Genomic DNA, 24,020 nt, shown 5'->3' on the forward strand with positions numbered 1-24,020 from the left:
AACAATCGAGCAGGTATCATGAGGAAAATCGCTGTTTTCGCGCTGATCGCCGCAGCCCTGTCTGGCTGCGCCACGATCGAAGGTGTCGGCCGGGATATTTCCGGCGCGTCGCGCGGCGTTCAAAGCTGGTTCTGAGGCCGCGCTAAAGCTGCCAGGCAGAACCTTTTCACGTCTTCGGTCACGAAGGCGAATGCGTTTTTGCGCGCGCGTTCACGGTGCTCCGCGAAAAAAGGCCGACGCGAATGCGCCGGCCTTTTCCTTTTCTTTTCAATCGCTTCAGCTGACTTTCTGAGCCGCCCGGCTTTCGCGCAGGTCCGACAGTTCCTGCGCCACGAGGAAGGCCAGCTCAAGCGCCTGAGAGGCGTTCAGCCGCGGATCGCAGGCCGTGTGGTAACGGTCCGACAGGTCCTCTTCGGTCACCGCCCGCACGCCGCCGGTGCACTCGGTCACGTCCTGACCCGTCATCTCGAAATGCACGCCACCGGGGATGGTGCCCTCGGCCCGGTGCACGCCGAAAAATTCCTGCACTTCGCGCAGCACGCTGTCGAAGGGGCGCGTCTTGTAGCCCGAGGCCGACTTGATAGTATTGCCATGCATCGGGTCGCAGACCCAGGTCACGTTGGCCCCCTCTTCGCGAACAGTCTTGATAAGACGTGGCAGGTGTTCGCCCGCCTTGCCCGCACCGAAGCGTGCGATCAGCGTCAGACGCCCGGCCTCGTTTTCCGGGTTCAGCGTCGCCATCAGCTTTTTCAGGTCATCCGTTTCCATCGTCGGGCCGCATTTCAGGCCGATCGGGTTCAGCACGCCGCGCAGGAATTCAACATGTGCGCCGTCCGGCTGCCGCGTGCGGTCGCCGATCCACAGCATGTGCCCCGACCCCGCCAGCCAGTTGCCCGAGGTCGAGTCCACGCGCGCCAGCGCCTCTTCGTATTCCAGCAGCAGGCTTTCGTGCGAGGTATAAAAATCGACCGAGTGCAGCGTCGGAGCGCTGGCGCTGTCGACGCCCGCCGCACGCATGAAGTCCAGCGTGTCGGAAATGCGCGACGCCATCTCGCGGTAGCGTTCCGCCTTTTCGCCGTCGGTAAAACCAAGCGTCCAAGCATGCACCTGGTTCACGTCGGCATAACCCCCGGTTGAAAAAGCCCGCAGGAGGTTCAGCGTGGCGGCCGCCTGCGTGTAGGCCTGCAGCATCTTGTTCGGATCGGGGATCCGTGCCTCCGGCGTGAAGGCCAGCTCGTTGATGATGTCGCCGCGGTAGCTGGGCAATTCCATGCCATCGACCACCTCGGTCGGTGCCGAGCGCGGCTTGGCGAACTGACCGGCCATGCGTCCGACCTTGATCACCGGCACCTTGGCACCGTAAGTCAGCACCATCGCCATCTGCAGCATCACCTTGAACGTGTCGCGGATCGCGTCGGCCGAGAATTGGTCGAACGCTTCTGCACAATCACCGCCCTGCAACAGGAACGCTTCGCCCCGCGATGCTGCGCCGAGCTCTTTCTTCAGGCGTCGTGCTTCGCCAGCAAACACCAGAGGCGGATACTTGGACAGCTTCGACTCCACCGCTTGCAGCGCCTCTGCATCGGTGTAATCGGGCATTTGGATCCGCGGCTTGCTGCGCCAGTCCGATTTCTGCCAATCGCTCATCGTTCTTCTCCGCTCATCGAATTACGAGACCCGTCTATACTAAAGCAGGCCGGACGACACCATACGAGTTCGACAGAATATGTCGGAAATTGACCGCCGGTGCTCTTGCCAACCTCGCGGTTTTCGTGGAACAGCTATCCGATAGGCCATTGCGCAGGGAGTAGAGAACATGCGCACGGAAGCGACCAAAACAAGCGCTGGCCCCACGTCCGGGCCAAAACGTTTCGTTTTCGTATTGCTGGAGAATTTCTCGCTGCTGAGCTTTGCCTCGGCGCTTGATTGTTTGCGTATCGCCAATCGCATGGCCGGCGAGACCCTGTACGAATGGGTTATGGCGGGTGACTCCGACGACGAGGAGACCGTATCCTGCTCGGCAGGAACGCGGTTCAAGGTCGATATCGGGCTTGAGGAGTTGCGCCGCGAGGACGTCGTCCTTTTGTGTGGCGGAGCCAACATCCAGACAGCGGCTACCAAGAAAATGCTGAACTGGCTGCGCCGCGAAGCGCGCCGGGGCCCGCGGATCGGCGGGCTTTGCACGGCGTCCTATATCATGGCCAAGGCCGGGCTGCTGGATGGCAAGCGCGCGACGATCCACTGGGAAAACCACGACAGCTTTACCGAGGAATTCGACGAGGTGGAACTGACGAAGTCCGTCTTCGTGGTCGACGGAAACCGCATGTCGACGGCCGGTGGCACCTCGTCCATCGACCTGATGCTGAAACTCATCGCCGACGACCATGGCGAGCAGTTGGCCAACGCAGTGGCCGACCAGATGATCTATTCCTCGATCCGCACCGACCAGGACACGCAGCGGCTGTCCGTGCCCACGCGCATCGGGGTCCGGCATCCCAAGCTCAGCCAGGTCATCCAGATGATGGAGAGCAATATCGAGGAGCCGATCAGCCCCGCGATATTGGCCAAGCAGGTGGCCATGTCCACGCGGCAGCTGGAGCGGCTGTTCCGGCGTTATCTGAACCGTTCGCCGAAGCGCTACTACATGGAACTGCGCCTGCAAAAAGCCCGCAACCTGCTGATGCAGACCGACATGACAGTGATCAACGTGGCCCTTGCCTGTGGCTTTGCCTCGCCGTCGCATTTCTCGAAATGCTACCGTTCGCATTACAACACCACGCCCTACCGCGAGCGTGGCAGCCAGGCGGCAAGGCTGTCTGTCTAGTTCACGCGCCTCGGGTGTAACCGCCCTGCCCCGGTGGCTCAGAATTCGCCCAGCAGAACAATGGGATCGGTGTTGAACTTGAAGTTGACGGCGACCACGGCGTCTGGCCGTGTATGAAACAGCACCAAGGCGTAGATGTAATTGATTCCGCTGTAGTAGACGTACATCTCGCGCGTCCAATGATCGCCCAGCTTTTCGGATTTCATGACTTCGACCGTATCCAGCGGCTTGGGAAAGAGCGCTTTCACCTGTGCCTCGAGGCTTTGCAATTCGTCGGCCGTCATCTCGTCGGACGCACCGAACGCGCGCATCAGCATGACGATGTTCTGGTTCATCATGCCGTCATCCATGATGCTGCGCATGTGGTCATAATCCCGAAAGACAGACTCGGGGTTCTCTTGTGCAGCAGAGGGAGCCGCCAAGTTGATCGTCACGATGGCAAGCAGGGCGGCGAAATATCTGGACATGCTTCTAATCCCAATATTCCCAAAACGATATCGCAGTCAGGTTGCCATGAACGGTCCTGATTGCCTAGAGGTCGCGGTCCTACACGGCTGACGCCCTGCGCTAAGGTCTTCTGTGGAGGCTGCCCGTCGAAACTGGGTCAAAATGAGGCGCGTGGGTTCAAATTTCTGCTCACTTTGGGCGCTTGCGTCGCGGTGCTTGTATCGTAGCTCGGCGCACCGGCCTTTTTTCAAAGGCGCTACGCTTGATCAGGCAGACTGAGCATATCCGCTGACAACGCAAAATTTGCTAAAATTGATTCGTGCAATGTGACAATCAGATGGCATTTGCGTTGTCCGACCCGGTTTGACTGTTTCGCTCTACTCAACGGTTTTCGACATGCGGCTCCATTGAAATCTCGGCATCACAGAAAGGGGCATAAATTTGGCCCTAGAAAAGGTTAACATCCCGCTTTTGCCCCATTTGCCACATTTCCGCCCCATTTCAGACCCACCTTCATCCTCGTCGATGCGTGCCGAAGCTGCTTTCGAAACGCGGCAACTTCGAAAGACCGAGACAATACCAATGGCCCGAAGCCGGATGCTGGACCACCTGAGAAACTTTCTGACCGACGACACCGGCGTGGTGAGCGTTGACTGGATCGTTCTTGGCTTCAGCGTGATCTGCCTTGGATGCCTGACAGTCGGCACGGCCCGGGACGGAACCTTTGGCCTTGCCGACTCGATCAAGACGTCGGTCGAAACGAAGACAGTCGAGGGTGTTGACCCCTGAACCTTAACTTTCGCCGGCAACGCCAAGGGCACCGGCTCCGCAACCAACTAGGAAAGACACTGCCATGTTTTCCGCACTCCAGAAATTCATCGCCGAAGAAGACGGCGCCGTGACCGTGGACTGGGTCGTGATGGCGGCGGCCGTCACCTGGCTTTGCCTGGGCGCACTGCAAACCGCACAAGGCGGGGTTAACAATCTGGCGTCGGCACTAGAGCAAGGCATCTCGGTCAAGTCCGTCGAAGATCAATGAGCCGGACGCGCCCGATGCTGCGGGCCATCCGTCGCGCCGATCCGGTGTAGCCCGCTCAGGCTCGTCTTCCCGCGATCTGGCCAACCCCAAGCACATCCAGCACCTTCGCCTCGATCTGCGCGGCATTGAGCCCGGCCACGGCGTACATGTCGGCCGGGCTCGCCTGATCAATGAAAATGTCCGGCAGCACCATCGAGCGGAACCGCAAGCCTTCGTCGAACACACCCTGCTCTGCCAGGTGGTGCGCCACGTGGCTGCCGAACCCGCCGATGGCGCCCTCCTCGATCGTGATCAGCGCATCGTGATCCGCGGCCAGTCGGTCGATCAGGTCGGTGTCCAGAGGCTTTGAGAACCGCGCATCGGCCACGGTCGGCGTGATACCCCGCGCGCCCAGCCCCTCGCAGGCCTTCATCACCTCGCCAAGACGGGTGCCGAAGGACAGGATCGCAACGCGCGAGCCTTCGCGGATCATGCGGCCCTTGCCGATCTCCAGCACCTCGCCGCGTTCGGGCATCGTGACGCCCTCACCCTCACCGCGGGGATAGCGGAACGCGATGGGCCCGCTGTCATGCGCCGCGGCGGTCGCGACCATGTGCACCAGCTCGGCCTCATCGGCGGCGGCCATGACGGTAAAGCCCGGCAGGTTTGAAAGAAAGGCCACGTCGAAGCTGCCCGCATGGGTGGCGCCGTCGGCCCCAACCAGCCCCGCGCGGTCGATCGCGAAGCGCACCGGAAGGCGTTGGATGGCGACATCGTGCACGACCTGGTCGAACCCGCGTTGCAGGAAGGTGGAGTAAATCGCACAGAACGGCCGCATTCCGCCCGCGGCCAGCCCGGCGGAGAAGGTGACGGCGTGCTGCTCGGCGATGCCGACGTCAAAACAGCGCGACGGGTAACGCTTCTCGAACAGGTCCAGCCCGGTGCCGTCCGGCATGGCGGCGGTGACGCCGCAGATCCGGTCATCCTCGGCGGCGTGTTTCAGCAGCGCCTCGGCAAAGACCTTGGTATAGCTGGGCGCGTTCGAGGGCGATTTCTTCTGCTCGCCCGTGACCACGTCGAATTTCGCGGTCGCGTGCCCCCCGTCGCGCCGGCCTTCGGCGGGGGCATAGCCCTTGCCTTTCTTGGTGATCATGTGGATCAGGATCGGACCCTGCGCGCGGGCCTTGACCGTGCGCAGTACCGGCAACAACTGGTCCATGTCATGCCCGTCGATCGGACCGAGATAGCTGAACCCCAGCTGTTCGAACAGCGTCCCGCCCACGGCCATGCCCTTGAGCACCTCCTTGGCCCGTTTCGCGCCCATCTGGAACGGCTCGGGCAGCAGTGACACCGCACCTTTGGCGGCGGCCTTGAACTCCTGGAACGGTTCACCCGCATAGAGGCGCGACAGGTAGGATGACAGCGCCCCCACGGGCGGGGCGATGGACATCTCGTTATCGTTAAGGATCACGATCAGGCGTTTGTTCAGGTGGCCCGCGTGGTTCATCGCCTCAAAGGCCATGCCAGCAGACATTGCCCCGTCGCCGATCACCGCGATGGCATCGCCATGGCCGGTGTCGCTGGCCCCGCCGAGGTCGCGCGCCGCGGCAAAACCCAGGGCGGCGGAGATCGACGTGGAGCTATGCGCGGCACCGAAAGGGTCGTAGGGGCTTTCAGAGCGCTTGGTAAAGCCGCTGAGGCCCCCCTCCTGCCGGATGGTGCGGATACGGTCACGGCGGCCGGTCAGGATCTTGTGCGGATAGCACTGGTGGCTCACGTCCCAGATGATCTTGTCCCGCGGCGCGTCGAAAACGTGGTGCAGCGCGACGGTCAGTTCGATCACGCCGAGGCCCGCGCCCAGATGCCCACCGGTCTCCGACACGGCCGAAATGGTTTCGGTGCGCAGTTCGTCGGCCAATTGACGCAGCTCCGCATCGGAGAAACGCTTGAGCTCGGCGGGGCTGGACACCGTGTCCAGCAAGGGGGTCTGGGGGCGTGTCACGCGTCGCCGCTCCTTGAATTTGGCTGCCGGCCTGGACCGGGCGGCTAGCTCTGCCGCGAGATAACGAAGCGGGCCAAGTCGCGCAAGCGGTCGGCCCCCTCTCCGTAAGCAGATAAGCTGTCACAGGCGGTGTCAACAAGGGCAGCGGCGCGCCGTCGCGCCCCTTCGAGACCGAGAAGCGACACGAACGTGGCCTTGCCGGCGGCGGCGTCCTTGCCCACCGCCTTGCCCACGGCGGCGGCATCCCCCGTCTCGTCAATGACGTCGTCCTGGATCTGGAACGCCAGGCCAAGCGCCTTGGCATAGGCGGCGAGCGGCGCAATGTCGGCGCGGGCCATGGCCGCGCCTGCGCAGGCAGCCCAGCCGAAAAGCGCGCCGGTCTTGCCATCCTGCAGCGCGATGATTTGGTCCAACGTCAATGGGTCCGGCGCTGTTTCCGCCGCGATATCAAGGGCCTGCCCCAAGACCATGCCGTCCTTTCCCGCTGCGCGCGCCAGCGTCAGCGCAAGCTCGGCGCGGGCCTCGGATGTGTCGGCGCCCTCGGGATGGGCCGCAAGTTCGAACGCCAGCGATTGCAGTGCGTCGCCCACAAGAACGGCTGTGCCTTTGTCCCATTTCACGTGCACCGTGGGCTGCCCACGACGCAGGTCGTCGTCATCCATGCAGGGCAGATCGTCATGCACCAGGCTGTAGGCGTGCATTGCCTCGATTCCTGCCGCGGGAAAGACTGCCCGCGAAGGATTAACATCGTGCAAACGGGCCGTTTCCATCACCAGAAAGCCGCGCAGAGCCTTGCCGCCGAAGAGCGCGTGGCGCATCGCTGCATGCAGGGGAAGATCGCCGGTGATTTGCGCCTCGAGGCAGCGTCGGATGGCCGTCGCGTCCGCCGCGAGCGCGGACTGAAGCATCAGAGCCCCTCGACCGGGGTGGTACCCTTGGGGGTGCCCTCGCCGTCGAGCGTGATGGCCGCGACTTTCTCTTCGGCTTCTTTCAGCTTGGTTTCGCAGCGCTTTTTCAGCTTGGCCCCCTGCTCGTACAGGGCGATGGATTCGTCCAGCGGCACGTCGCCGCGCTCCAGCCGGGTGACAACGTCCTCGAGCGCCTTCATCGCCTGTTCGAAAGACATGGTGTTGATCGCGTCGTCGTCCATTTCAGGGGCCTCTTGCATGGGTTTTCAACAGGCACCATAGCGGTGCGCGGCGCGGGCTTCAATTCGGTTGACGCCCCGCAGGGCATGGGGAAGGATACCGGCCATGAAGCCCTTTTCCACGTCCGATGCCGCGCCCGTGGCCGACCCCGACTTGTCCAGTCTAGTCGCCCGGCGGCTGGATTCTGCGACGGCGGAAGATGCCGCGTTTTCAACGGCTCAGGTGACGGAGCTCATCCGCGAGGTTGCGGGTAAGCGGGTCGTGCTGCGTGGCCGGATCGGGGGGCAGCGGGCGGTGTTCCGGCTCTATCTCGACCGGGTCGAGGACTGCACACGGGACTGGAACGAGCTGTGCCGTATCTGGCCAAAGATGCGTGAAGGCGAATTGCGGGTCTGCGCGCCGCTGGGATTTGCACCCGAAGCCGGCCTTCTGGCGGTGTCGGAGGTCGAGGGCACGCCCTTGCTGCAATGGATCTACCGCGCGCCGGAGGCCGAGCGGGCGCGGTACCTGGAGCCCGCGGCGCGGTGGTTGCGGGCTTATACGGAATGCACCGAAACCGAGGCCGCCGCCCAGCCCGCGGGATGGGCCAAGCGGGCCGAGCGGGCGTCGAAGACGCAGGCGTTCACCCGGTTGAAACAAGTGGAAAAGCCGATCCTGCAGGAAATCCAGCGCCTGGTGCCGCTGATGGACAAAAGCCAGTGGCGGTTTGCCGTGTCGCATGGGGACTTTCACCCCAACAATTTGATCGTGAACGAAAATATGGTGACCGGAATTGACTGTGGCGGGTCGCGTCCGGCGCCCATATACAAGGATATGGCGCGGTTCCTGATGCATATGGGCCGTCGCGCGATGATCCCGTCGGGCGAGGCCTGCCTTGGTGTGGACCGGCAAGGCTTCATCGCCTTTTGCGACGCGTTCCGGCTGTCGGCGGAAGAGCGGGAACTGACCCTCCCCTTCTTCATCGCGGTGGAGGCGCTGTTGCGGGCCGAGACCCGGAACCTCTCGCAAAGCCGGGTGCGGCGGGCCCGGCAAATGTCGGAGGCGCTGCTGGCCGACCTGGAACGGATCGGGCGCTAGGCGACTCGAAGGTTAACGGCAGCGGAGGTGCGAAAACCACGTCGGTAAAGCGTCGGTATTCCTACGGTGTCGCGACGGTGCCAGGTTCCGGCGACCGAATTTAACAAACCGTGCGCCTTAGCCGTTAAGAGCTGGTTAAAGCGGGCCGCTTCCCGGACCTGATCCGGGATCTCCTGCAGCCAAGGATCCGACTGCCGCGCCGTGTGAAGGACCGGGACGGCGATGGGGCTACCTGCCCTTGAAGAGCCCGCCCAGAATGCCGCGCACGATCCGGCGCCCGGTGGTGCCGCCCAGTTCCTTGACCACGGCGTTCATCACGGCACCGCCGATACTGTCGCTGTCCCTGCGGCTGCGCGAGGACGAGCGATCGACCCGGGACCCGGAGTAGCGGCGACCCGCGTTGAACTCGCGTTCGGCGGCGGATTTCTCCTCGGCGGCGGTCTCGGCCTTTTCGGCCTCTTGCGCGGCCGTCTCGGCGCGTTTTGCAAGGATCTCGTAGGCGGAGTCGCGGTCCAGGACGGTCTCGTACTTGCCCGCCACGGGCGAGGCGGCGATCACGCCTTGGCGGGCGGCCGTGTCGATGGGACCCAGGCGCGAGGATGGCGGGCGGATGAGCGTGCGTTCGACGATGCCGGGCACGCCCTTGTCTTGCAGCATCGAGGTCACCGCCTCGCCGGTGCCCACATCGCGGATGGCGTCGGCGGTATCGAAGCGGTCATTGGGGCGATAGGTCTCGGCGGCGCGTTCCAGCGCCTTGCGGTCGCGGGCGGTGAAGGCGCGCAGCGCGTGCTGCACCCGGTTGCCGAGCTGGCCCAGGATATCCTCGGGCACGTCATCGGGGTTCTGGGTGATGAAATAGACGCCGACCCCCTTGGAGCGGATCAGGCGGGCGACCTGCTCGACCTTGTCGATAAGCGCCTTGGGCGCGTCCTCGAACAGCAGGTGCGCCTCGTCGAAGAAGAAGACCAGCTTGGGCTTGTCGGGATCGCCGACCTCCGGGAGCGTCTCGAACAACTCGCTGAGAAGCCACAGAAGGAACGTGGCGTAGAGGCGCGGCGCGCCCATCAGCCTGTCGGCGGCGAGGATGTTGACCTGGCCCCGGCCATCGTGGGCGGTGGTCATCAGGTCGGACAGCTCCAGCGCGGGTTCGGCAAAGAACTGGGCACCGCCCTGGTTTTCCAGCACGAGCAGCGAGCGCTGGATCGCCCCGACGGATTGGCGCGAGACGTTACCGTAGCGCAGGGAAAGCTCGCTGCTGTTCTCGCCGACCCAGACCAGAAGGGCCTGTAGATCCTTGAGATCCAGCAGGGGCAGGCCCTGTTCGTCGGCGACGCGAAAGGCGATGTTCATCACCCCCTCCTGTGCCTCGGTCAGTTGCATCAGGCGGCTGAGCAGAAGCGGGCCCATTTCGGCCACGGTGGCGCGGACGGGGTGACCCTGTTCGCCGAAAAGGTCCCAGAAGGTCACCGGAAAGCTGTCATAGGCATAGTCGGTAAAGCCGATGGTCTCGGCGCGGCTCATGAAGGCCTCATGCAGCTTGAAATCCGCCGATCCTGCGGCGGCGAGGCCGGAAAGGTCGCCCTTGACGTCCGACAGGAAGACCGGGACACCGGCGGCGGAAAAGCCCTCGGCCAGGATCTGCAGCGTGACGGTCTTGCCGGTGCCCGTGGCCCCGGCGATAAGGCCGTGGCGGTTCGCGTATTTGAGGCTGAGCCCCTGTTTCTCGGCGTAATCGACGCCGCCACCGCCCAAGAAAACCTTGTTTTCCAAGCCCCTGCCCCCTCGTCCAAGTTTTTTCACGATGCGAACATACAAAATTAAGGATTGTCTGCCAGTGTTTATCTCGTCCCGGGCCTCGTGTCCTCTTGGTCCGGGGCGACTTCCTCCCTGTCAGACTGGCCGCGCCTTCGGGTGCGGCCCTTTTTCTGGGCTTGTTGCGGCAAGGTTCCCGGCGGTTGGCGCGGGCACAACCATAGCGGGCATGCTCTTGAAATGGCTCGATAAGTTTTTTTGATGATTGCCTGTTGACGGCTCGTCGGAACTGTCCTAGCGTCGGCTCAATAGATAAGTCGGCCAGTCCGGCAGGGAGAATTGGGAAAGAGACCTTTTGGGTCTCTTTTCCTTTTTCATGGGGAATGTTCTGCTGTTATTTCAAGAGGATAGCGCTGCACGGCCCCGGTTCAGAGGCAGCGAAAATCCGCCTTGCACTGGCACGGGCGTTACGGTTTTATCCTGACACTTGCGATCACCCATGTTAGAGCGCACGCAGCTTGATTTCAGACTAGATAACGGGGTCCACATGACCAGACTTTTGCACACCCTTCCCTTTCTCGTTCTGCTGGGCGTCGGCTCGGCGTTGAGCGCACAGGAAACGGAAGAGACCGAAGGCACTGCAGATGGTGCCACGGCGACCGAGACGGACGCCACTGGATCGGAGACTGAAACCGAAACGGAGACCGAAACCGAAGCGCAGGCGGAAACGGACGACGCTGCGGATACCGCCGGACAGACCGACCCGGCCAGCGGGCTGGACCTGGGCCGCGAGGAGCAGGAAGATCCATCCTATATCAAGGAGACCTTCGACGACTGGCAGCTTCAATGCTTCCGCAGTGAGGCAGGCGAAGACCCCTGCCAGATGTACCAGCTGTTGCGCGAGGAAGGCGGGAACCCCGTGGCCGAGTTCAGCCTGTTCAAGCTGCCCAGTGACGGCCAGGCCGTGGCGGGTGCCACGATCGCGGTGCCGCTGGGCACGCTGTTGCCGCAGGGGCTGAAGATCTCGGTCGATGGCGGCAAGGCCAAGAACTACAACTACTCGTTCTGCTCGATGGGTGGTTGTTTTGCCCGTATCGGGTTCACCCAGGCCGACATCGACGCGTTTCAGGCAGGTGCCGCTGCGCGCCTGACGCTGGTGCCGGCGCAGGCCCCCGACCAGGTGGTCGAAATCGAAGCCTCGCTGGCGGGCTTTACCGCGGCCTATAACGAGGTGTCGGTGCTGGACCAGTAAGCCGCATCACCACCTTGCGACTTGGAACGCCGTCCTTCGGGGCGGCGTTTTTCGTTTCTGTGGGGCGGACTGTCCGGTTTGAACCTTTGAAGAGGCTGGCAATCATCCATCGCGCGGACGTAAGGCCGCAGGCCAATCGTCAGGCGAAGCGCTTGAGCGCCAGCACCGCGTTGAGGCCGCCGAAGGCGAAGGCGTTCGAAAGCGCCACGTCGACCTTTGCCTCGCGCGCCTCGTTCGGAACCACGTCGAGCGCGCATTCGGGATCGGGCTCGTCATAGTTGATGGTGGGCGCGACAATGCCGTCGCGCAGGGCCATGATGCAGGCCAGCAGTTCGACCGCGCCGGTGCCGCCGATGAGGTGGCCGTGCATCGACTTGGTGGACGAGATCATCAGCCGGTCGGCATGGGCGCCGAAGACATCTGCCACCGCGGCGCTTTCGGTCTTGTCATTGGCGGCGGTGCCGGTGCCGTGGGCGTTGATATAGCCCACGTCGGTGGGGTTGATCTTGGCGTCCAGCATGGCGCCGGAAATGGCGCGCGAGGCGCCATTCTTGGACGGCATGACAATGTCGGCGGCGTCCGAGGACATGGCGAAGCCGGCGACCTCGGCGTGGATCTCGGCGCCGCGCGCCCTGGCGTGTTCCAGTTCCTCGAAGACGAAGATGCCCGCGCCCTCGCCCTGCACCATGCCATTGCGGTTGGCCGAGAACGGACGGCAGCCGTCCTTGGACATGACGCGCAGCCCTTCCCACGCCTTCACGCCGCCGAAGCAGAGCATGGATTCCGAACCGCCGGCGATCATCACCGGGGTGAGACCCCCGTGCACCATCTGGAACGCCTGCGCCATGGCGTGGTTCGAGGACGCGCAGGCGGTCGAGACGGTGAAGGACGGACCTTTGAGGTTGAATTCCATCGACACGTGGCTGGCCGCGGCGTTGTTCATCAGCTTGGGCACCACGAAGGGGTGAACGCGGTTCTTGCCCTCTTCGTAGACCGAGCGGTAATTTTCATCCAGCGTGGTCATGCCGCCGCCCGAATTGCCCAGCACCACGCCGGCCCGCGCGGCCAGTTCGCCCTCGAACTTAAGTCCGGCCTGCGCGATGGCTTCGCGGGCGGCGACGAGGGTGAATTGCGTGAACCTGTCGTAGAGCGCCAGTTGCTGACGGTTGAAGCGTTCCTCGGGCTCGTAGCCCTTGACCTGACCGCCGATCTTGATGGCCAGCCGGTCGACGTCGCGGATATCCAGTTCGGAGATGCCTGAGCGGCCCTCGCGCATCGCCTCGAGCGTTTCGGGCACGCTGGCCCCGAGCGCGTTGATCGTGCCCGCGCCTGTTATGACGACCCGCTTCACGCTTTCTGTTCCGCCACCAGCTTCTCGATTCCCGCCACGATGGAGGCGACGGACGAAATGTCGAAATCGCTTTCCTGGGGGGCGTTGGCGTTGAAGGGCACCGAGATGTCGAAGGCTTCCTCGATGGCGAAAATGCTTTCCACGAGGCCGAGGCTGTCGATGCCCAGTTCCTCCAGCGTGCTGTCCATCGTGACGTCGGATGGTTCAAGCACGGCCTGTTCGGCGATGATTTCGATGACCTTGTCCTTGGTATCCATGGTGCACCCCGTTCTTTCCGCGAACCGCTTTAGTCACTCTGATCCGGTTTTGAAACAGCTTTCTTGAGGTCAGCCACGTCGGCAAAGAGCCGCTTGATCCGGCGCAGGTACTTATAGACCTCCATCTGGGTGTCCATCTTCATCGCCGGGTAGCCCAGCATGACGCGGCCCGCGGGCACGTTGGCGAGGATCTTGGTGCCGCCCCCCGCGATGACGTTGTCGCCGATGAAGATATTGTCACCGACCCCCACCTGCCCCGCCAGAACGACGCTGTTGCCGACCTTGACCGAGCCGGCCAGCCCGACCTGTCCGCAAAGCAGGCAGTCGGTGCCGATGACGCAATTGTGGCCGATCTGCACGAGATTGTCGATCTTGGTGCGGTCGCCGATCACCGTGTCGCGGATGGTGCCCCGGTCAAGCGAGGCATGGGCGCCGACCTCGACATCGTCGCCGATGCGGACCGCGCCGAGGCTGTGGATGCGGACATAGGATTGCGCGGCAATGTCGCCCTGGTCGCCCAGGGTCTGGCGGGCGCGTTCGACACCCGAGACGTTAGGGGTGACATAGGAAAACCCGTCCGAGCCCACGACCGCGTTGGGCTGTGCGATGAAACGGTCGCCGATCACCACGCGCGCGCCGATGCGGGCACCTTCGCGCAGGAAGGCCTGTTCGCCCAGAACCGCGTCGGTGCCGACAAAGCTTTGCGGGCCGATCACGCTGTTCGCGCCGATCCGGGCGCCGGCACAGATCACCGCCAGCGGACCGACCGTGACATTGTCCCCCAAAGTGGCGCTGTCGTGAATGACGGCCGAGGGGTGAATCCCGTCGTCCCAGCCTTGCCCGGGATCGAAAAGCGTGCTCAGCCCGGACATGACGTAGCGCGGGCGCGGCGCGACGATCGCCGCCTCCAGCCCCAGCGCCTGCCAGTCGGCCCCCTCCCAGACAAGCGCGGCGCGCGCACGCCCCTGCGAGAGGGTTTCGGCATATTCCGGCTTCATGGCCAGCGCGAGGTGGTCCGGCCCGGCGTCGGCGGGTTCGGACACGCCATCAATGGCGATGTCGGTCGCGCCCATGGCGTTGGCCCCGAGCGCGCGCGCGATCTGGTCTATGGTATAGGACATGTGGCAACCCCTTCGTTCGGGGCCGGTTTATCCGCGAACGCCGGGCAGTGAAACCCCTGCGCGTTCCAGCGCGGACCAAATCCGCGCATCGCGGCCATAGACATCGGGGCGGTAGTTCACGTGCCCCTTGGGAGAGGTCACGGCGGTGCGGTAGATGATGTGCACCGGCACGTGATTTTCCAGATCGACCTTGGTTTCACGCCCCGTGTTCAGGATGCCGTGGAACTTGCCCTTCGGGTCGGCCTCCTGCACGGCCAGCAGGGCGTAGGCGAAATCGAAGGGCTGGTGCAGGCGGATGCAGCCGTGGCTGTAGGCGCGGGTTTCATGGTCGAACAAGTGCTTCTGCGGGGTGTCGTGCAGGTAGATGTTGTACTTGTTGGGGAACATGAACTTCACCAGGCCAAGCGCATTGCGGCTGGAGGGCGGCTGCTTGATGGCAAACGGGAAATTGCGGGCGTTGTAGGCGCCGAAATTGATGCGGGAGCGGCTGACCGTGCGGCCGCGGCTGTCCACGAGGCGCAGGTGACCGGCGGCGTTGCGGTTGCGCTTCATCTTGGGCAGGTATTCCTTGACCGCGATCGAGCGTGGCACGTGCCAGGTCGGATTGATGATCATGTGTTCCATCTCGTCCGAGAACTCGGGGCTTTGACGGTCGGCGGCCTTGGCGCCGATCACGGCCCGCGTGCGGAAGGTCTCGATATCGTCATCGATGATGCGGGCGGAAAAGTCGGTGAGGTTCACGAGGATGTGGCGCTTGCCCCGGCCCTCAGGCAGGTTCAGCCAGCGCTCGCGCTCCATCGCCACGGTCACCGACTGAAGGCGGTCCTCGGCGGTGGCGTTGACCTCGCGCAGGGTGCTTTCGCCGGCAACGCCGTCGGGTTCCAGCCCGTGGTCGCGCTGGAACTCCCGCACGGCTTTCTGGATGGTGGCGTCATAGCTTTGCGTGGCGGTGCGCCCGAGATAGCCCTTGGCCATAAGCCGGTTGCGCAGCGCCGTCACGGCCGCACCGGACGCGCCCGGTTCGAGCTTGCCGCCCGGAACGGTCGGCCCCCAGCCGCCCTCGGCGACGAGACCTTCGAGCCGCATCTTTTCCTTCATCAGGCGTTTGTATTCGTTGGTCGAGGGCGCCAGCTGGCGGATGAACTGGCGCGGCTCGTCGCTGGCGGCAAAGGCGGTCAGCGTGCGGGTGCGGTCATAATCGCGCAGCTCGCGCTTGATCGCGGGCACCACGCGGCGCGGGTCGAGCACGCCGGTGCGCATGTCATCGGCCAGGTTCAGAAACGCCTTGCTGAGCGCGACCTCGGCAAAGCCGATATCGCGGGGCGTGCGCGCGGCGCGCAGCGTCTGTTCCAGCGCGTCGATGTCGTAGCGCGATTGGGGCAGGCCGTGGGCCGACACCGTTTGCAGCGCGAGGAACAGTGCCTGTCGGCGGGCCCTGTGCGCGTCCTGGTCGGTCCAGATGCCCGTGAAACCGGTGCTGCGATAGAAGGCGGCGAGATCGCGGTCGTCCGAGGCGGCCTCGGCGACGGCCTGTTTGAAGGCGGTGACCTGCGCGGCGGCGGGTTGTGACGCGGACATCCAGAAAACAACGGCCATCAGGCCACTGACAATGGTGGTGAAAATGCTGGTGTGTCCAAAGGTGCGCAACGCGCTGCTCATGCCGTTCTCCAAATCAACGAATTCCCTGCCTGCGCAACAAGCGCACGCAATCATTTGTTCCTATCGCGAATGAGCTGTCCAATCACAATTGGTTTTAAAGGTAAAAACCGGAACATGTGGCCGCCAGGACGCAAAGCCAGCTGTGGTCTGGAAACACGGCTGCACGGAATTTGCGCAAATTCTTGCCGAAATCTCTTGTGCTATGGAACCTTCCGACTTTCACCCCTTGGTAACCGATTCCTGATATGCCATAACAATCACACATCTGGGGATGAGATGAACAGAGCCGCTACTTAACGCGGCAACAGGCAAGCGACGGGACAGGCGCTAACAACATGACCGATCAAAGCTCGACGAGCGTAACGCGGCGTGCGTTACTGGGTGCATTTGCAGCTACGACAGTGGTCGCAGCACCAACGTTTTCCAACGCAGCAGGGTTCCTTCGAGGCGCAGGCGACATTCGTCGGCTGACCATGGCCTCGCCCCGCACCGGTGAAAAGATCGACACGATCTACTGGATCGAAGGCGAATACATCAAGGACGCGGTCCGCGAGATCAACCTCTTCATGCGCGACTGGCGTACCAACGACGTCCACAACATCGACATGCGCACGATGGACATCATGGCAGCGGCCCACAACCTGATGGATGTGAACGAGCCCTACCTGCTGCTGTCCGGCTACCGCAGCCCGAAAACCAACGCGATGCTGCGCTCGCGCTCCAGCGGCGTGGCGAAGAATTCGCGCCACCTGCGCGGCCAGGCAGCCGACCTGCGGCTGAACTCGCGCTCGGTGAACCAGATCTACCGCGCGGCTTCGGCCTGTCGCGGCGGCGGCGTGGGCCGCTACTCCGGCTCCAACTTCGTGCACATGGATTGCGGCCCGGTCCGCAGCTGGGGGCGCTAAGGCTCCGCGCGACAAAACGCGACTATTTCTGTTAAGCACCGGCCCCGCGAGGTCGGTGTTTTTGTTTGCCGAGATGAGAATCCGGATCACGTCCGGAATGGTCGGACGCGGCTTGTGTCCGGTACGATCCTGACGCAGACGTCATCCCGGGCTTGACCCGGGATCGCTTGCTGTTCTCGACGGGCCGCGCCCCTATCCCAGCCTGGCCATCCGCGCATCGCGAAGCCGGGCAAAATCGTCACCCGCATGATAGGACGAGCGCGTCAGCGGCGTGGCCGAGACCATCAGGAAACCCTTGCCATAGGCGGCCTTTTCATAAGCCGCGAATTCGTCGGGATGCACAAAGCGATCCACGGCGTGGTGCTTGGGCGTGGGTTGCAGGTACTGGCCGATGGTCAGGAAATCGATATCGGCGGCGCGCATGTCGTCCATCACCTGGTGCACGGCTTGCCGATCTTCGCCCAGGCCCACCATGATGCCCGACTTGGTGAAGATGCCCGGATCCATTTCCTTGACCCGTTGAAGCAGGCGCAGGGAATGGAAATAGCGCGCACCGGGGCGCACCTCGGGGTAAATCCCCGGCACGGTTTCGAGATTGTGGTTGAAGACGTCCGGCTGCGCCGCGACCACGACCTCGAGCACCGCAGGGTCGCAATGCAGGAAATCCGGCGTCAGGATCTCGATCGTGGTGCCGGGCGAACGGTGGCGGATCGCGCGGATCGTCTGGGCGAAATGCTCGGCCCCGCCATCGGTGACGTCGTCGCGATCCACCGAGGTGATGACCACGTGGTTCAGCCCCAGTTTCTGCACCGCGTCCGCCACGCGCCCGGGCTCGAACGGGTCGAGCTCCTCGGGCGGCTTGCCGGTGGCGATGTTGCAGAAGGAGCAGGCGCGGGTGCAGACCTCGCCCATGATCATCATGGTGGCGTGGCCCTGGTTCCAGCACTCGCCCGCGTTCGGACAGCCCGCTTCCTCGCAGACCGTGACCAGCTTGTGCTCGCGCATGATCCGGCGGGTTTCCAGATAGCCCTTGCCGACGGGCGCCTTGACGCGGATCCAGTCCGGCTTTTTCGGTTGGGCATTGTTGGGCCGGTGCGCCTTTTCAGGGTGGCGCTGGTCCGGGATCTTGAGATCGCGCACGAATTTTTCCCCGCAAATCCTTTGGTAAGACATCTTATTTATAAGTCACTGCGGTGGGAAGTTCCAGTGATGCAATCCCGTCATGCATGTGACGGATACGCCCGGTAACGAGTGCCCCACCTCTTTTTGCAGGGCCGTGCTTGGTATGCGCCCGTGCAGTGCGAGCGCGGGCTGTTGCGCCAGGCGTGGGCGGCTCTATGCTGGCGCTCGGGGCAGAAACCGAGGGCGCTATGGATTGGCGACGGCACCGGCGCGAGGCGCATCGACTGAGCCAGACGCAGGAACACCTGAAACAGATCGTCTATGGCGGCAATGACGGGATCGTGACCACCTTTGCCATCGTGGCGGGGTTCGCCGGTGCGCAGGCCGAGGGCGTGGCGCAGATCGGCGGGGTTGCTGTTCTGGTCTTCGGGTTGGCAAACCTTTTCGCCGACGCGATCAGCATGGGGCTGGGCGAATTCCTGTCGCTGCGATCACAGCACGACCTGTATCGCGCGCGGCGGACAAGCGAGCTGCGCGAGATTGCAGCCGACCCCGAACACGAGCGGATGGAGCTGTTCGAGATCCTGCGCCAGCGCGGCCTGCCCGCGGGCGAGGCCGACACGGCCGCGACGATCATGTCGCGCCATCCCGAGATCATGGCCGACCTGATGATGACCTACGAGTTCGGCATGCAGGACCCCGACGAGGACAGCCCCGTGCTGAGCGGGCTGTTCACCTTCGTGTCCTTCATCGTTTTCGGGGCGATACCTCTCTTTCCCTATTTCATACTCGACGCCACGCAAACGACCTTCGTGCTCTCGGTCGCGGCGACGGCGGCGGCGCTTATCGCGCTCGGCCTGTTGCGTTGGAACGCGACTGGCGAACGGATGGGCCGCTGCGTCGGCGAGACGCTGCTGGTGGGCACGATCTGCGCCGTGGCGGCGTTCGGCGTGGGCTGGCTGGTGGGCGGCTGACGTGCGCCCCCTACCCCATCAGCCCGGCGCTGTCGCCCAATTCGGCGTAGTGCCGCTTGAGCCGTTGCAGCGCGATGCGCAGCACGATCTTGCCCGAGCGCGCTGACCATCCGAGCTTTTTCTCGGTGCTTTCCAACCCCTCGAGGAAGCAGCAGCAGCGCAGCGCCACGTCAGCAAGCCCCGGTCCCAGGTCGCGCAGGGCCCCGAGCACGCGGGCCTGGGCGGCCCGGGCGGTGACGTTCTGCCAGTCGGCGGGCGTCGGCCGGGCCGCGCCGGTCAGGATGTCGGTCCAGTCGTCGCGCGGCGTGTCGCCCAGACGCGCCATCTCGAAATCCTCACGCAGGCACTCCCCGGCGCGGACGAGATCGGGACCGAGAAAGCGGCTGCCGTCGCGGTCGCGGCGGCGCGAGAGCAGGATCAGGGGCGACTCGGCGATGCCATAGCGGATGCGGTATCGGGCCTGTCGCTCTTCGCCATCTTCTTGCTCCAGCGCGGCATCCTGGCCCAGGAACGCGGCTTGCGACTCGGCGAATCCCCGGGCGCTGTTTTCGGCCTGGGCCATCAGTTGTCCGAGCGCGGTACGCCCCGCCGACGTGATCGCATAGCGCGACACCCGGCCCGGCGCGTCGCAACTGATCCAGCATTTCAGCGCCATCGCCTCGGCGATGTCGCGATCGACGACCGCGGTGCGGTTCTGCCCGGCCTCGGTTTCGCGCACCACCACGGCCTTGTCCATCTCGGCGGCCACGGCCAGCACGGCCCCTTTTTCACACAGGCGGCGCAGCACGCGCAGGGCTTCGCGGTTGAGGCGGGTTTCGGTCAGTGTCGGTTGGACGTTCTGGTCTTCGGGCAGCGCGGTCATGCGTTTCTCCTTGATGCACGAACCGGCGTCCGGATGGGACATCACCCGCCGGCCAAGGCGGCGCAGCGCTTCGTCGACAAGGTGGTCGTCGCGCAAGGCTTCGAGCGCACGGACCTGTCGAGAAACGGTGGAGGCGTGACAACCGAGTCGCCGGGCCAGCGCCCGGATCGACGTGCCGCCCTCGGTATGGGCCAGATAGGTGATGGCTGCCATCGGCACCCAGGACAGATCTTTCGTGGCGGGTGCCCCCGCCAAGCCAGCTTTGCTCATCCGTTTCCCTCCTTGGCCTGATCTCTTGCAAGAGGATCAGTTGCCCCAATTTGCCCACAGATTTATCCACAAGCGGGATGCAACCTAGGGGCGACTTGGTTACCAGTTCGTTAATTTACAGCCAGTCTGGAAACAATGGTTTCGATTGTGTGAACAATTGGAAACGGTTCCGTTCGGTTGAACAGCGACTCACGCAACGCCCCGGCCGGGTGTGGCACTCATCGGGCTCCCGAATGAAGGAGACCTGACATGACCGATCTGCTTTGCGTTCTCGACACGCTCAAACGCCCGCGGCTTCTGATCCGCGCGGCCCGGCTGGGCGCCGCGCAGTACCGCCGCGAGTTGCATTTGCCGCGGCACCTGGACACGAGCGCCCTGCCCGACAGCGGCGCGGCACTGGCGGAATTGATTGCGGTCGAGGCGGAGCTTGACGCGGCCCGGCGCGGACGGCGCGCGGAGTACGCGGTGGCCCGGCACGTGGACGTGATGATTGCGATCATGGGAGAGGCGCGGCTGATCCGGGCCGCGTTGGCGCCCAAACCGGAGGCACCGGCGCAAGGCTTGCAGCCCGCGCCGGTGCCGTGAAGGATCAGGCGAAGGCGTCTGGCATCGAAGCCTTCTTCTCGGCAACATAGGCGTTGAGCGCTTCGAGCACGCCGGGGTCGAGCGCGGGCTGCTGGTAATTGGCCAGCTGCTTTTCGACCCGGGTGGCGGCCAACGCCATCGTGTCCTGCTCGCCCTCGTCGGCCCATTGCTCGAACGGTTTGTAGTCGAGCATTTCGGACCGCCAGAAGGCGGTCTTGAAATTGGCCTGGGTGTGGGCGCAACCAAGGTAGTGCCCGCCCGGGCCGACCTCGCGGATGGCATCCATCGCCTGGCCGTTCTCGTCGGTGTAGATGCCCTTGGCGAGGTGGTGGTAGACGCCCAGCTGGTCGGCATCCATCACGAACTTCTCGAACGAGGACACCAGCCCGCCTTCGAGCCAGCCGCAGGAGTGCAGCATGAAGTTGACGCCCGCCAGAAGCCCCATGTTGAGGCTGTTGGCGGTCTCGTAGGCGGCCTGCGCATCGGGCAGCTTGGAGCCGTTGAACGACCCGGCGGAGCGGTAGGGCAGCCCCAGGCGGCGGGCCAGCTGTCCCGCGCCATAGGTGATGTGCGCGGCCTCTGGCGTCCCGAAGGTGGGCGCGCCGGAGTTCATGTCGATCGAGGTCACGAAAGCCCCCATGATGACGGGCGCGCCGGGATTGCAGAGCTGGTTGAAGGCGACGCCGGCCAGCGCCTCGGCCATGACCTGCGTCAGGGTGCCGGCCACGGTCACCGGGGCCATGGCGCCGCCGACGATGAAGGGCGACACGATGCAGGCCTGGTTGTTCTTGGCGTAGACCTCCATCGCGCCCATCATCACCTCGTCGAAAGTCAGCGGCGAGTTGATGTTGATCAGCGAGGTCATCACGGTGTTCTGCTGCACGAACTCCTCACCGAAGAGGATGCCGCACATGTCGACGCTGTCCTGCGCGCGGCTGGGCTCGGTCACGGAGCCCATGAAGGGCTTGTCCGACAGCACCATGTGCGCGCGCAGCATGTCGAGGTGCCGCTTGTTCACGGGGATGTCGGTGGGTTCGCACACCGTGCCGCCCGAGTGGTGCAGCCACTTGGACATGTAGCCGAGTTTCACGAATTTCTCGAAGTCGGCCATCGTCGCGTAACGCCGTCCGCCCGCGTTGTCGCGCACGAAGGGCGGGCCATAGACCGGGGCGAAGACCAGGTTGTTGCCGCCCACGACGACGCTGCGCTCGGGGTTGCGGGCGTGCTGGGTGTATTGCGACGGCGCGGTCTTGATCAGCTCACGCGCGAGGCCGCGGGGGATGTGCACCCGTTCGCCCTGCACGTCGGCGCCGGCGTCTTTCCACATCTGGAGCGCCTTGGGGTTCTCGACGAAGTTGACGCCGATCTCTTCCAGAACGGTTTCGGCGTTGTGCTCGATCATCTCGAGCGCCTCTTCGTTGAGGATCTCGAAATTCGGGATGTTACGCTCGATATACTTGGCGGTTTCGACGCTAACGGCGGTACGTTCTGCGCGGCGGGCTGCGCCGCCTCCGCCCCGGGCCCGTCTGCGGGCTGCTGCTTCGGCCATATTCTGGTTCCCCAACGTGGACTTGCACCCTGATGAGAGTGCGACTGTCCCCTTAATTATCCGCTAATGCGAGCGAGTCGCGGGAGATTTGCGCCGTTTCACGGTCTATAACGACATTCGGGGGGATGATGAGGATGCGGCGGGCAAATGCGCGTGGGCTCTCGCCCGCCCTACGGGATGTGGTGGCACGTCATGTCCGTGCGCTGCTTGGTCAGGCACGCTCAAACCTGTTGCATCGCGCACGGGCTTTTCATATGGGCTTTGCATGACCCAGCATGACCGCCTTCTTATCATCGACTTTGGCAGCCAGGTGACGCAGCTGATCGCGCGCCGCCTGCGCGAGCTGAGCGTTTATTGCGAAATTCACCCGTTCCAGAACGTCACGGACGAATTCCTGAAGGACTTTGCGCCGAAGGCCGTGATCTTTTCGGGCGGCCCCGACACGGTGACCCGCGACGGCGCACCCCGCCCGCCGCAATCGGTTTATGACCTCGGGGTGCCGATCCTTGGCATCTGCTATGGCCAGCAGGTCATGATGCAGGACCTGGGTGGGCGCGTCGAAGGCGGCAAGATCTCGGGCGGCGGCGGCACGGCGGAGTTCGGCCGCGCCTGGGTGTCGCCCACGGAAGAGCGCATCGAACTTCTGGCGGGCTGGTTCCTTGGCGAGCGCGAGCAGGTGTGGATGAGCCATGGCGACCATGTGGCCGAACTGGCGCCCGGGTTCGCGGTCTACGGCACCTCGCCGCACGCGCCCTTTGCCATCACCGCCGATCTGGAGCGGGATTTCTACGCGGTGCAGTTCCATCCGGAAGTGCATCACACGCCCAATGGCCGCACGCTTTACGAGAATTTCGTCAAGCGCGCCGGGTTCAAGGGCGACTGGACCATGGCCGCCTACCGCGAGGAGATGGTCGAGGCGATCCGCGAGCAGGTGGGCGACTCGAAAGTCATCTGCGCGCTGTCGGGCGGGGTGGACAGTTCCGTGGCGGCGGCCCTCATTCACGAAGCGATTGGCGAGAACCTCACCTGCGTCTTTGTCGATCATGGCCTGTTGCGCCTGAACGAGGGCGAGGAAGTCGTAGGCATGTTCCGCGACCATATGAATCTGCGGGTCATTCACGCGCAGGAGCAGGATCTGTTCCTTGGCGAGTTGGACGGCGTCTCGGACCCCGAGACCAAGCGCAAGATCATCGGCAAGCTGTTCATCGACGTGTTCCAGAAATACGCCGACGAGATCGAGGGCGCGGCCTTCCTCGCGCAAGGCACGCTTTACCCGGATGTCATTGAATCCGTCAGCTTTTCCGGCGGACCCAGCGTGACGATCAAGAGCCACCACAATGTCGGCGGCCTGCCCGAGAAGATGGGGCTGAAGCTGGTCGAGCCGCTGCGCGAATTGTTCAAGGACGAGGTGCGGGCACTTGGCCGCGAATTGGGCCTGCCCGACAGCTTTATCGGGCGCCACCCCTTCCCCGGCCCCGGCCTTGCCATCCGCTGCCCCGGCGAGATCACCCGCGACAAGCTGGAGATCCTGCGAAAGGCGGATGCCGTCTATATCGACCAGATCCGCAAGCACGGCCTTTACGATGAGATCTGGCAGGCTTTCGTTGCGATCCTGCCGGTGCGCACCGTGGGCGTGATGGGCGACGGGCGGACCTATGATTATGCCTGCGCGCTGCGCGCGGTGACGAGTGTCGACGGGATGACCGCCGATTACTACCCGTTCAGCCATGATTTCCTGGGCGAGACCGCGACGCGGATCATCAACGAGGTCGAGGGTATCAACCGCGTGACCTATGACATCACCAGCAAGCCGCCGGGCACCATCGAGTGGGAGTAGGCGCTTGC

General features: G+C 64.0%; 23 protein-coding genes. 10 read left to right on the forward strand and 13 right to left on the reverse strand.

Going from position 1 to position 24,020, the window contains the following annotated elements; all coding sequences use genetic code 11:
- Positions 1–18 precede the first annotated feature (18 nt).
- Positions 19–135 carry a lipoprotein gene (locus PVV74_RS00470; protein ID WP_057789274.1) on the forward strand — a complete coding sequence of 39 codons (117 nt, stop codon included), beginning with the start codon at positions 19–21 and terminating at the stop codon, positions 133–135.
- 141 nt (positions 136–276) lie between these two features.
- Here PVV74_RS00470 and PVV74_RS00475 read toward each other — a convergent pair whose 3' ends face one another.
- Entirely contained in the window at positions 277–1,647 is a 1,371-nt protein-coding gene (locus PVV74_RS00475; protein ID WP_103761234.1) for a class II 3-deoxy-7-phosphoheptulonate synthase, read from the reverse strand.
- 169 nt (positions 1,648–1,816) lie between these two features.
- Here PVV74_RS00475 and PVV74_RS00480 point away from each other — a divergent pair, with 169 nt between their 5' ends.
- Entirely contained in the window at positions 1,817–2,824 is a 1,008-nt protein-coding gene (locus tag PVV74_RS00480; protein WP_103761235.1) for a GlxA family transcriptional regulator, read from the forward strand.
- A gap of 38 nt (positions 2,825–2,862) precedes the next feature.
- Here the strand turns inward: PVV74_RS00480 and PVV74_RS00485 are convergent, their stop codons facing one another.
- Positions 2,863–3,291, reverse strand: a complete 429-nt coding sequence (locus tag PVV74_RS00485) for a hypothetical protein (protein ID WP_103761236.1) — start codon at positions 3,289–3,291, stop codon at positions 2,863–2,865.
- A 562-nt stretch (positions 3,292–3,853) separates the two neighbouring features.
- On the opposite strand from PVV74_RS00485, the gene PVV74_RS00490 reads away from it, so the two are divergent.
- Together PVV74_RS00490 and PVV74_RS00495 are read left to right on the forward strand one after the other, a co-directional pair.
- Positions 3,854–4,060, forward strand: coding sequence for a hypothetical protein (locus tag PVV74_RS00490; protein ID WP_146049943.1), 207 nt, complete (start codon positions 3,854–3,856; stop codon positions 4,058–4,060).
- Between the two features lie 64 nt (positions 4,061–4,124).
- Positions 4,125–4,310 (forward strand): Flp family type IVb pilin, encoded by a 186-nt coding sequence (locus tag PVV74_RS00495; RefSeq protein WP_103761238.1) that lies wholly within the window; start codon positions 4,125–4,127, stop codon positions 4,308–4,310.
- Between the two features lie 55 nt (positions 4,311–4,365).
- Here PVV74_RS00495 and dxs read toward each other — a convergent pair whose 3' ends face one another.
- The 3 genes from dxs to PVV74_RS00510 are packed head-to-tail and all read right to left on the reverse strand — an operon-like array spanning position 4,366 to position 7,441.
- Complete coding sequence (gene dxs, locus PVV74_RS00500; RefSeq protein WP_274591855.1) at positions 4,366–6,291, reverse strand: 1-deoxy-D-xylulose-5-phosphate synthase; 1,926 nt, start codon at positions 6,289–6,291, stop codon at positions 4,366–4,368.
- A 44-nt stretch (positions 6,292–6,335) separates the two neighbouring features.
- Complete coding sequence (locus PVV74_RS00505; RefSeq protein ID WP_274591856.1) at positions 6,336–7,199, reverse strand: polyprenyl synthetase family protein; 864 nt, start codon at positions 7,197–7,199, stop codon at positions 6,336–6,338.
- Positions 7,199–7,441 (reverse strand): exodeoxyribonuclease VII small subunit, encoded by a 243-nt coding sequence (locus PVV74_RS00510; RefSeq protein ID WP_103761844.1) that lies wholly within the window; start codon positions 7,439–7,441, stop codon positions 7,199–7,201. Before PVV74_RS00510 ends, PVV74_RS00505 begins: the two co-directional genes overlap by 1 nt.
- Positions 7,442–7,544: 103 nt before the next feature.
- On the opposite strand from PVV74_RS00510, the gene PVV74_RS00515 reads away from it, so the two are divergent.
- Complete coding sequence (locus tag PVV74_RS00515; RefSeq protein WP_274591857.1) at positions 7,545–8,516, forward strand: phosphotransferase; 972 nt, start codon at positions 7,545–7,547, stop codon at positions 8,514–8,516.
- Between the two features lie 228 nt (positions 8,517–8,744).
- On the opposite strand, the gene PVV74_RS00520 is transcribed toward PVV74_RS00515, so the two are convergent.
- Entirely contained in the window at positions 8,745–10,286 is a 1,542-nt protein-coding gene (locus tag PVV74_RS00520) for a helicase HerA-like domain-containing protein (RefSeq protein WP_274591858.1), read from the reverse strand.
- Positions 10,287–10,815: 529 nt separating this feature from the next.
- Here PVV74_RS00520 and PVV74_RS00525 point away from each other — a divergent pair.
- Positions 10,816–11,520 (forward strand): invasion associated locus B family protein, encoded by a 705-nt coding sequence (locus tag PVV74_RS00525; protein ID WP_245890359.1) that lies wholly within the window; start codon positions 10,816–10,818, stop codon positions 11,518–11,520.
- A 139-nt stretch (positions 11,521–11,659) separates the two neighbouring features.
- Here PVV74_RS00525 and PVV74_RS00530 read toward each other — a convergent pair whose 3' ends face one another.
- From PVV74_RS00530 to PVV74_RS00545, 4 genes are read right to left on the reverse strand one after another with little or no spacing between them, the layout of a single operon-like run.
- The gene (locus PVV74_RS00530) at positions 11,660–12,871 is read right to left on the reverse strand and encodes a beta-ketoacyl-[acyl-carrier-protein] synthase family protein (RefSeq protein ID WP_274591859.1); all 1,212 of its coding nucleotides are present in this window, start codon (positions 12,869–12,871) and stop codon (positions 11,660–11,662) included.
- The gene (locus PVV74_RS00535) at positions 12,868–13,128 is read right to left on the reverse strand and encodes an acyl carrier protein (RefSeq protein ID WP_103761245.1); all 261 of its coding nucleotides are present in this window, start codon (positions 13,126–13,128) and stop codon (positions 12,868–12,870) included. The genes PVV74_RS00530 and PVV74_RS00535 overlap by 4 nt, the downstream gene beginning before the upstream one ends.
- A gap of 29 nt (positions 13,129–13,157) precedes the next feature.
- A complete protein-coding gene (gene lpxD / locus PVV74_RS00540) occupies positions 13,158–14,249 on the reverse strand; it encodes a UDP-3-O-(3-hydroxymyristoyl)glucosamine N-acyltransferase (protein ID WP_274591860.1) in 1,092 nt (363 codons plus the stop codon).
- A gap of 27 nt (positions 14,250–14,276) precedes the next feature.
- Positions 14,277–15,908 carry a L,D-transpeptidase family protein gene (locus PVV74_RS00545; RefSeq protein WP_274591861.1) on the reverse strand — a complete coding sequence of 544 codons (1,632 nt, stop codon included), beginning with the start codon at positions 15,906–15,908 and terminating at the stop codon, positions 14,277–14,279.
- A gap of 335 nt (positions 15,909–16,243) precedes the next feature.
- On the opposite strand from PVV74_RS00545, the gene PVV74_RS00550 reads away from it, so the two are divergent.
- A complete protein-coding gene (locus PVV74_RS00550) occupies positions 16,244–16,813 on the forward strand; it encodes a YcbK family protein (RefSeq protein ID WP_103761248.1) in 570 nt (189 codons plus the stop codon).
- A 192-nt stretch (positions 16,814–17,005) separates the two neighbouring features.
- Here PVV74_RS00550 and lipA read toward each other — a convergent pair whose 3' ends face one another.
- A complete protein-coding gene (gene lipA / locus PVV74_RS00555) occupies positions 17,006–17,953 on the reverse strand; it encodes a lipoyl synthase (RefSeq protein WP_274591862.1) in 948 nt (315 codons plus the stop codon).
- Positions 17,954–18,183: 230 nt separating this feature from the next.
- Between lipA and PVV74_RS00560 the strand changes: the two genes are divergently transcribed.
- Positions 18,184–18,909: a VIT1/CCC1 transporter family protein gene (locus tag PVV74_RS00560; RefSeq protein ID WP_274591863.1), complete on the forward strand. Its 726-nt coding sequence runs from the start codon at positions 18,184–18,186 to the stop codon at positions 18,907–18,909.
- 10 nt (positions 18,910–18,919) lie between these two features.
- On the opposite strand, the gene PVV74_RS00565 is transcribed toward PVV74_RS00560, so the two are convergent.
- A complete protein-coding gene (locus PVV74_RS00565; protein ID WP_274591864.1) occupies positions 18,920–20,041 on the reverse strand; it encodes a DUF6456 domain-containing protein in 1,122 nt (373 codons plus the stop codon).
- Positions 20,042–20,290: 249 nt separating this feature from the next.
- Between PVV74_RS00565 and PVV74_RS00570 the strand changes: the two genes are divergently transcribed.
- Positions 20,291–20,626 (forward strand): DUF6477 family protein, encoded by a 336-nt coding sequence (locus tag PVV74_RS00570; protein WP_274591865.1) that lies wholly within the window; start codon positions 20,291–20,293, stop codon positions 20,624–20,626.
- Positions 20,627–20,630: 4 nt separating this feature from the next.
- Here the strand turns inward: PVV74_RS00570 and PVV74_RS00575 are convergent, their stop codons facing one another.
- Positions 20,631–22,175 (reverse strand): trimethylamine methyltransferase family protein, encoded by a 1,545-nt coding sequence (locus PVV74_RS00575; protein WP_103761250.1) that lies wholly within the window; start codon positions 22,173–22,175, stop codon positions 20,631–20,633.
- A 265-nt stretch (positions 22,176–22,440) separates the two neighbouring features.
- Between PVV74_RS00575 and guaA the strand changes: the two genes are divergently transcribed.
- Entirely contained in the window at positions 22,441–24,012 is a 1,572-nt protein-coding gene (gene guaA / locus PVV74_RS00580; protein ID WP_274591866.1) for a glutamine-hydrolyzing GMP synthase, read from the forward strand.
- Positions 24,013–24,020: the final 8 nt, after the last annotated feature.

The organism is Roseovarius sp. SK2, assembly GCF_028807495.1.
GTDB lineage: Bacteria > Pseudomonadota > Alphaproteobacteria > Rhodobacterales > Rhodobacteraceae > Roseovarius > Roseovarius confluentis.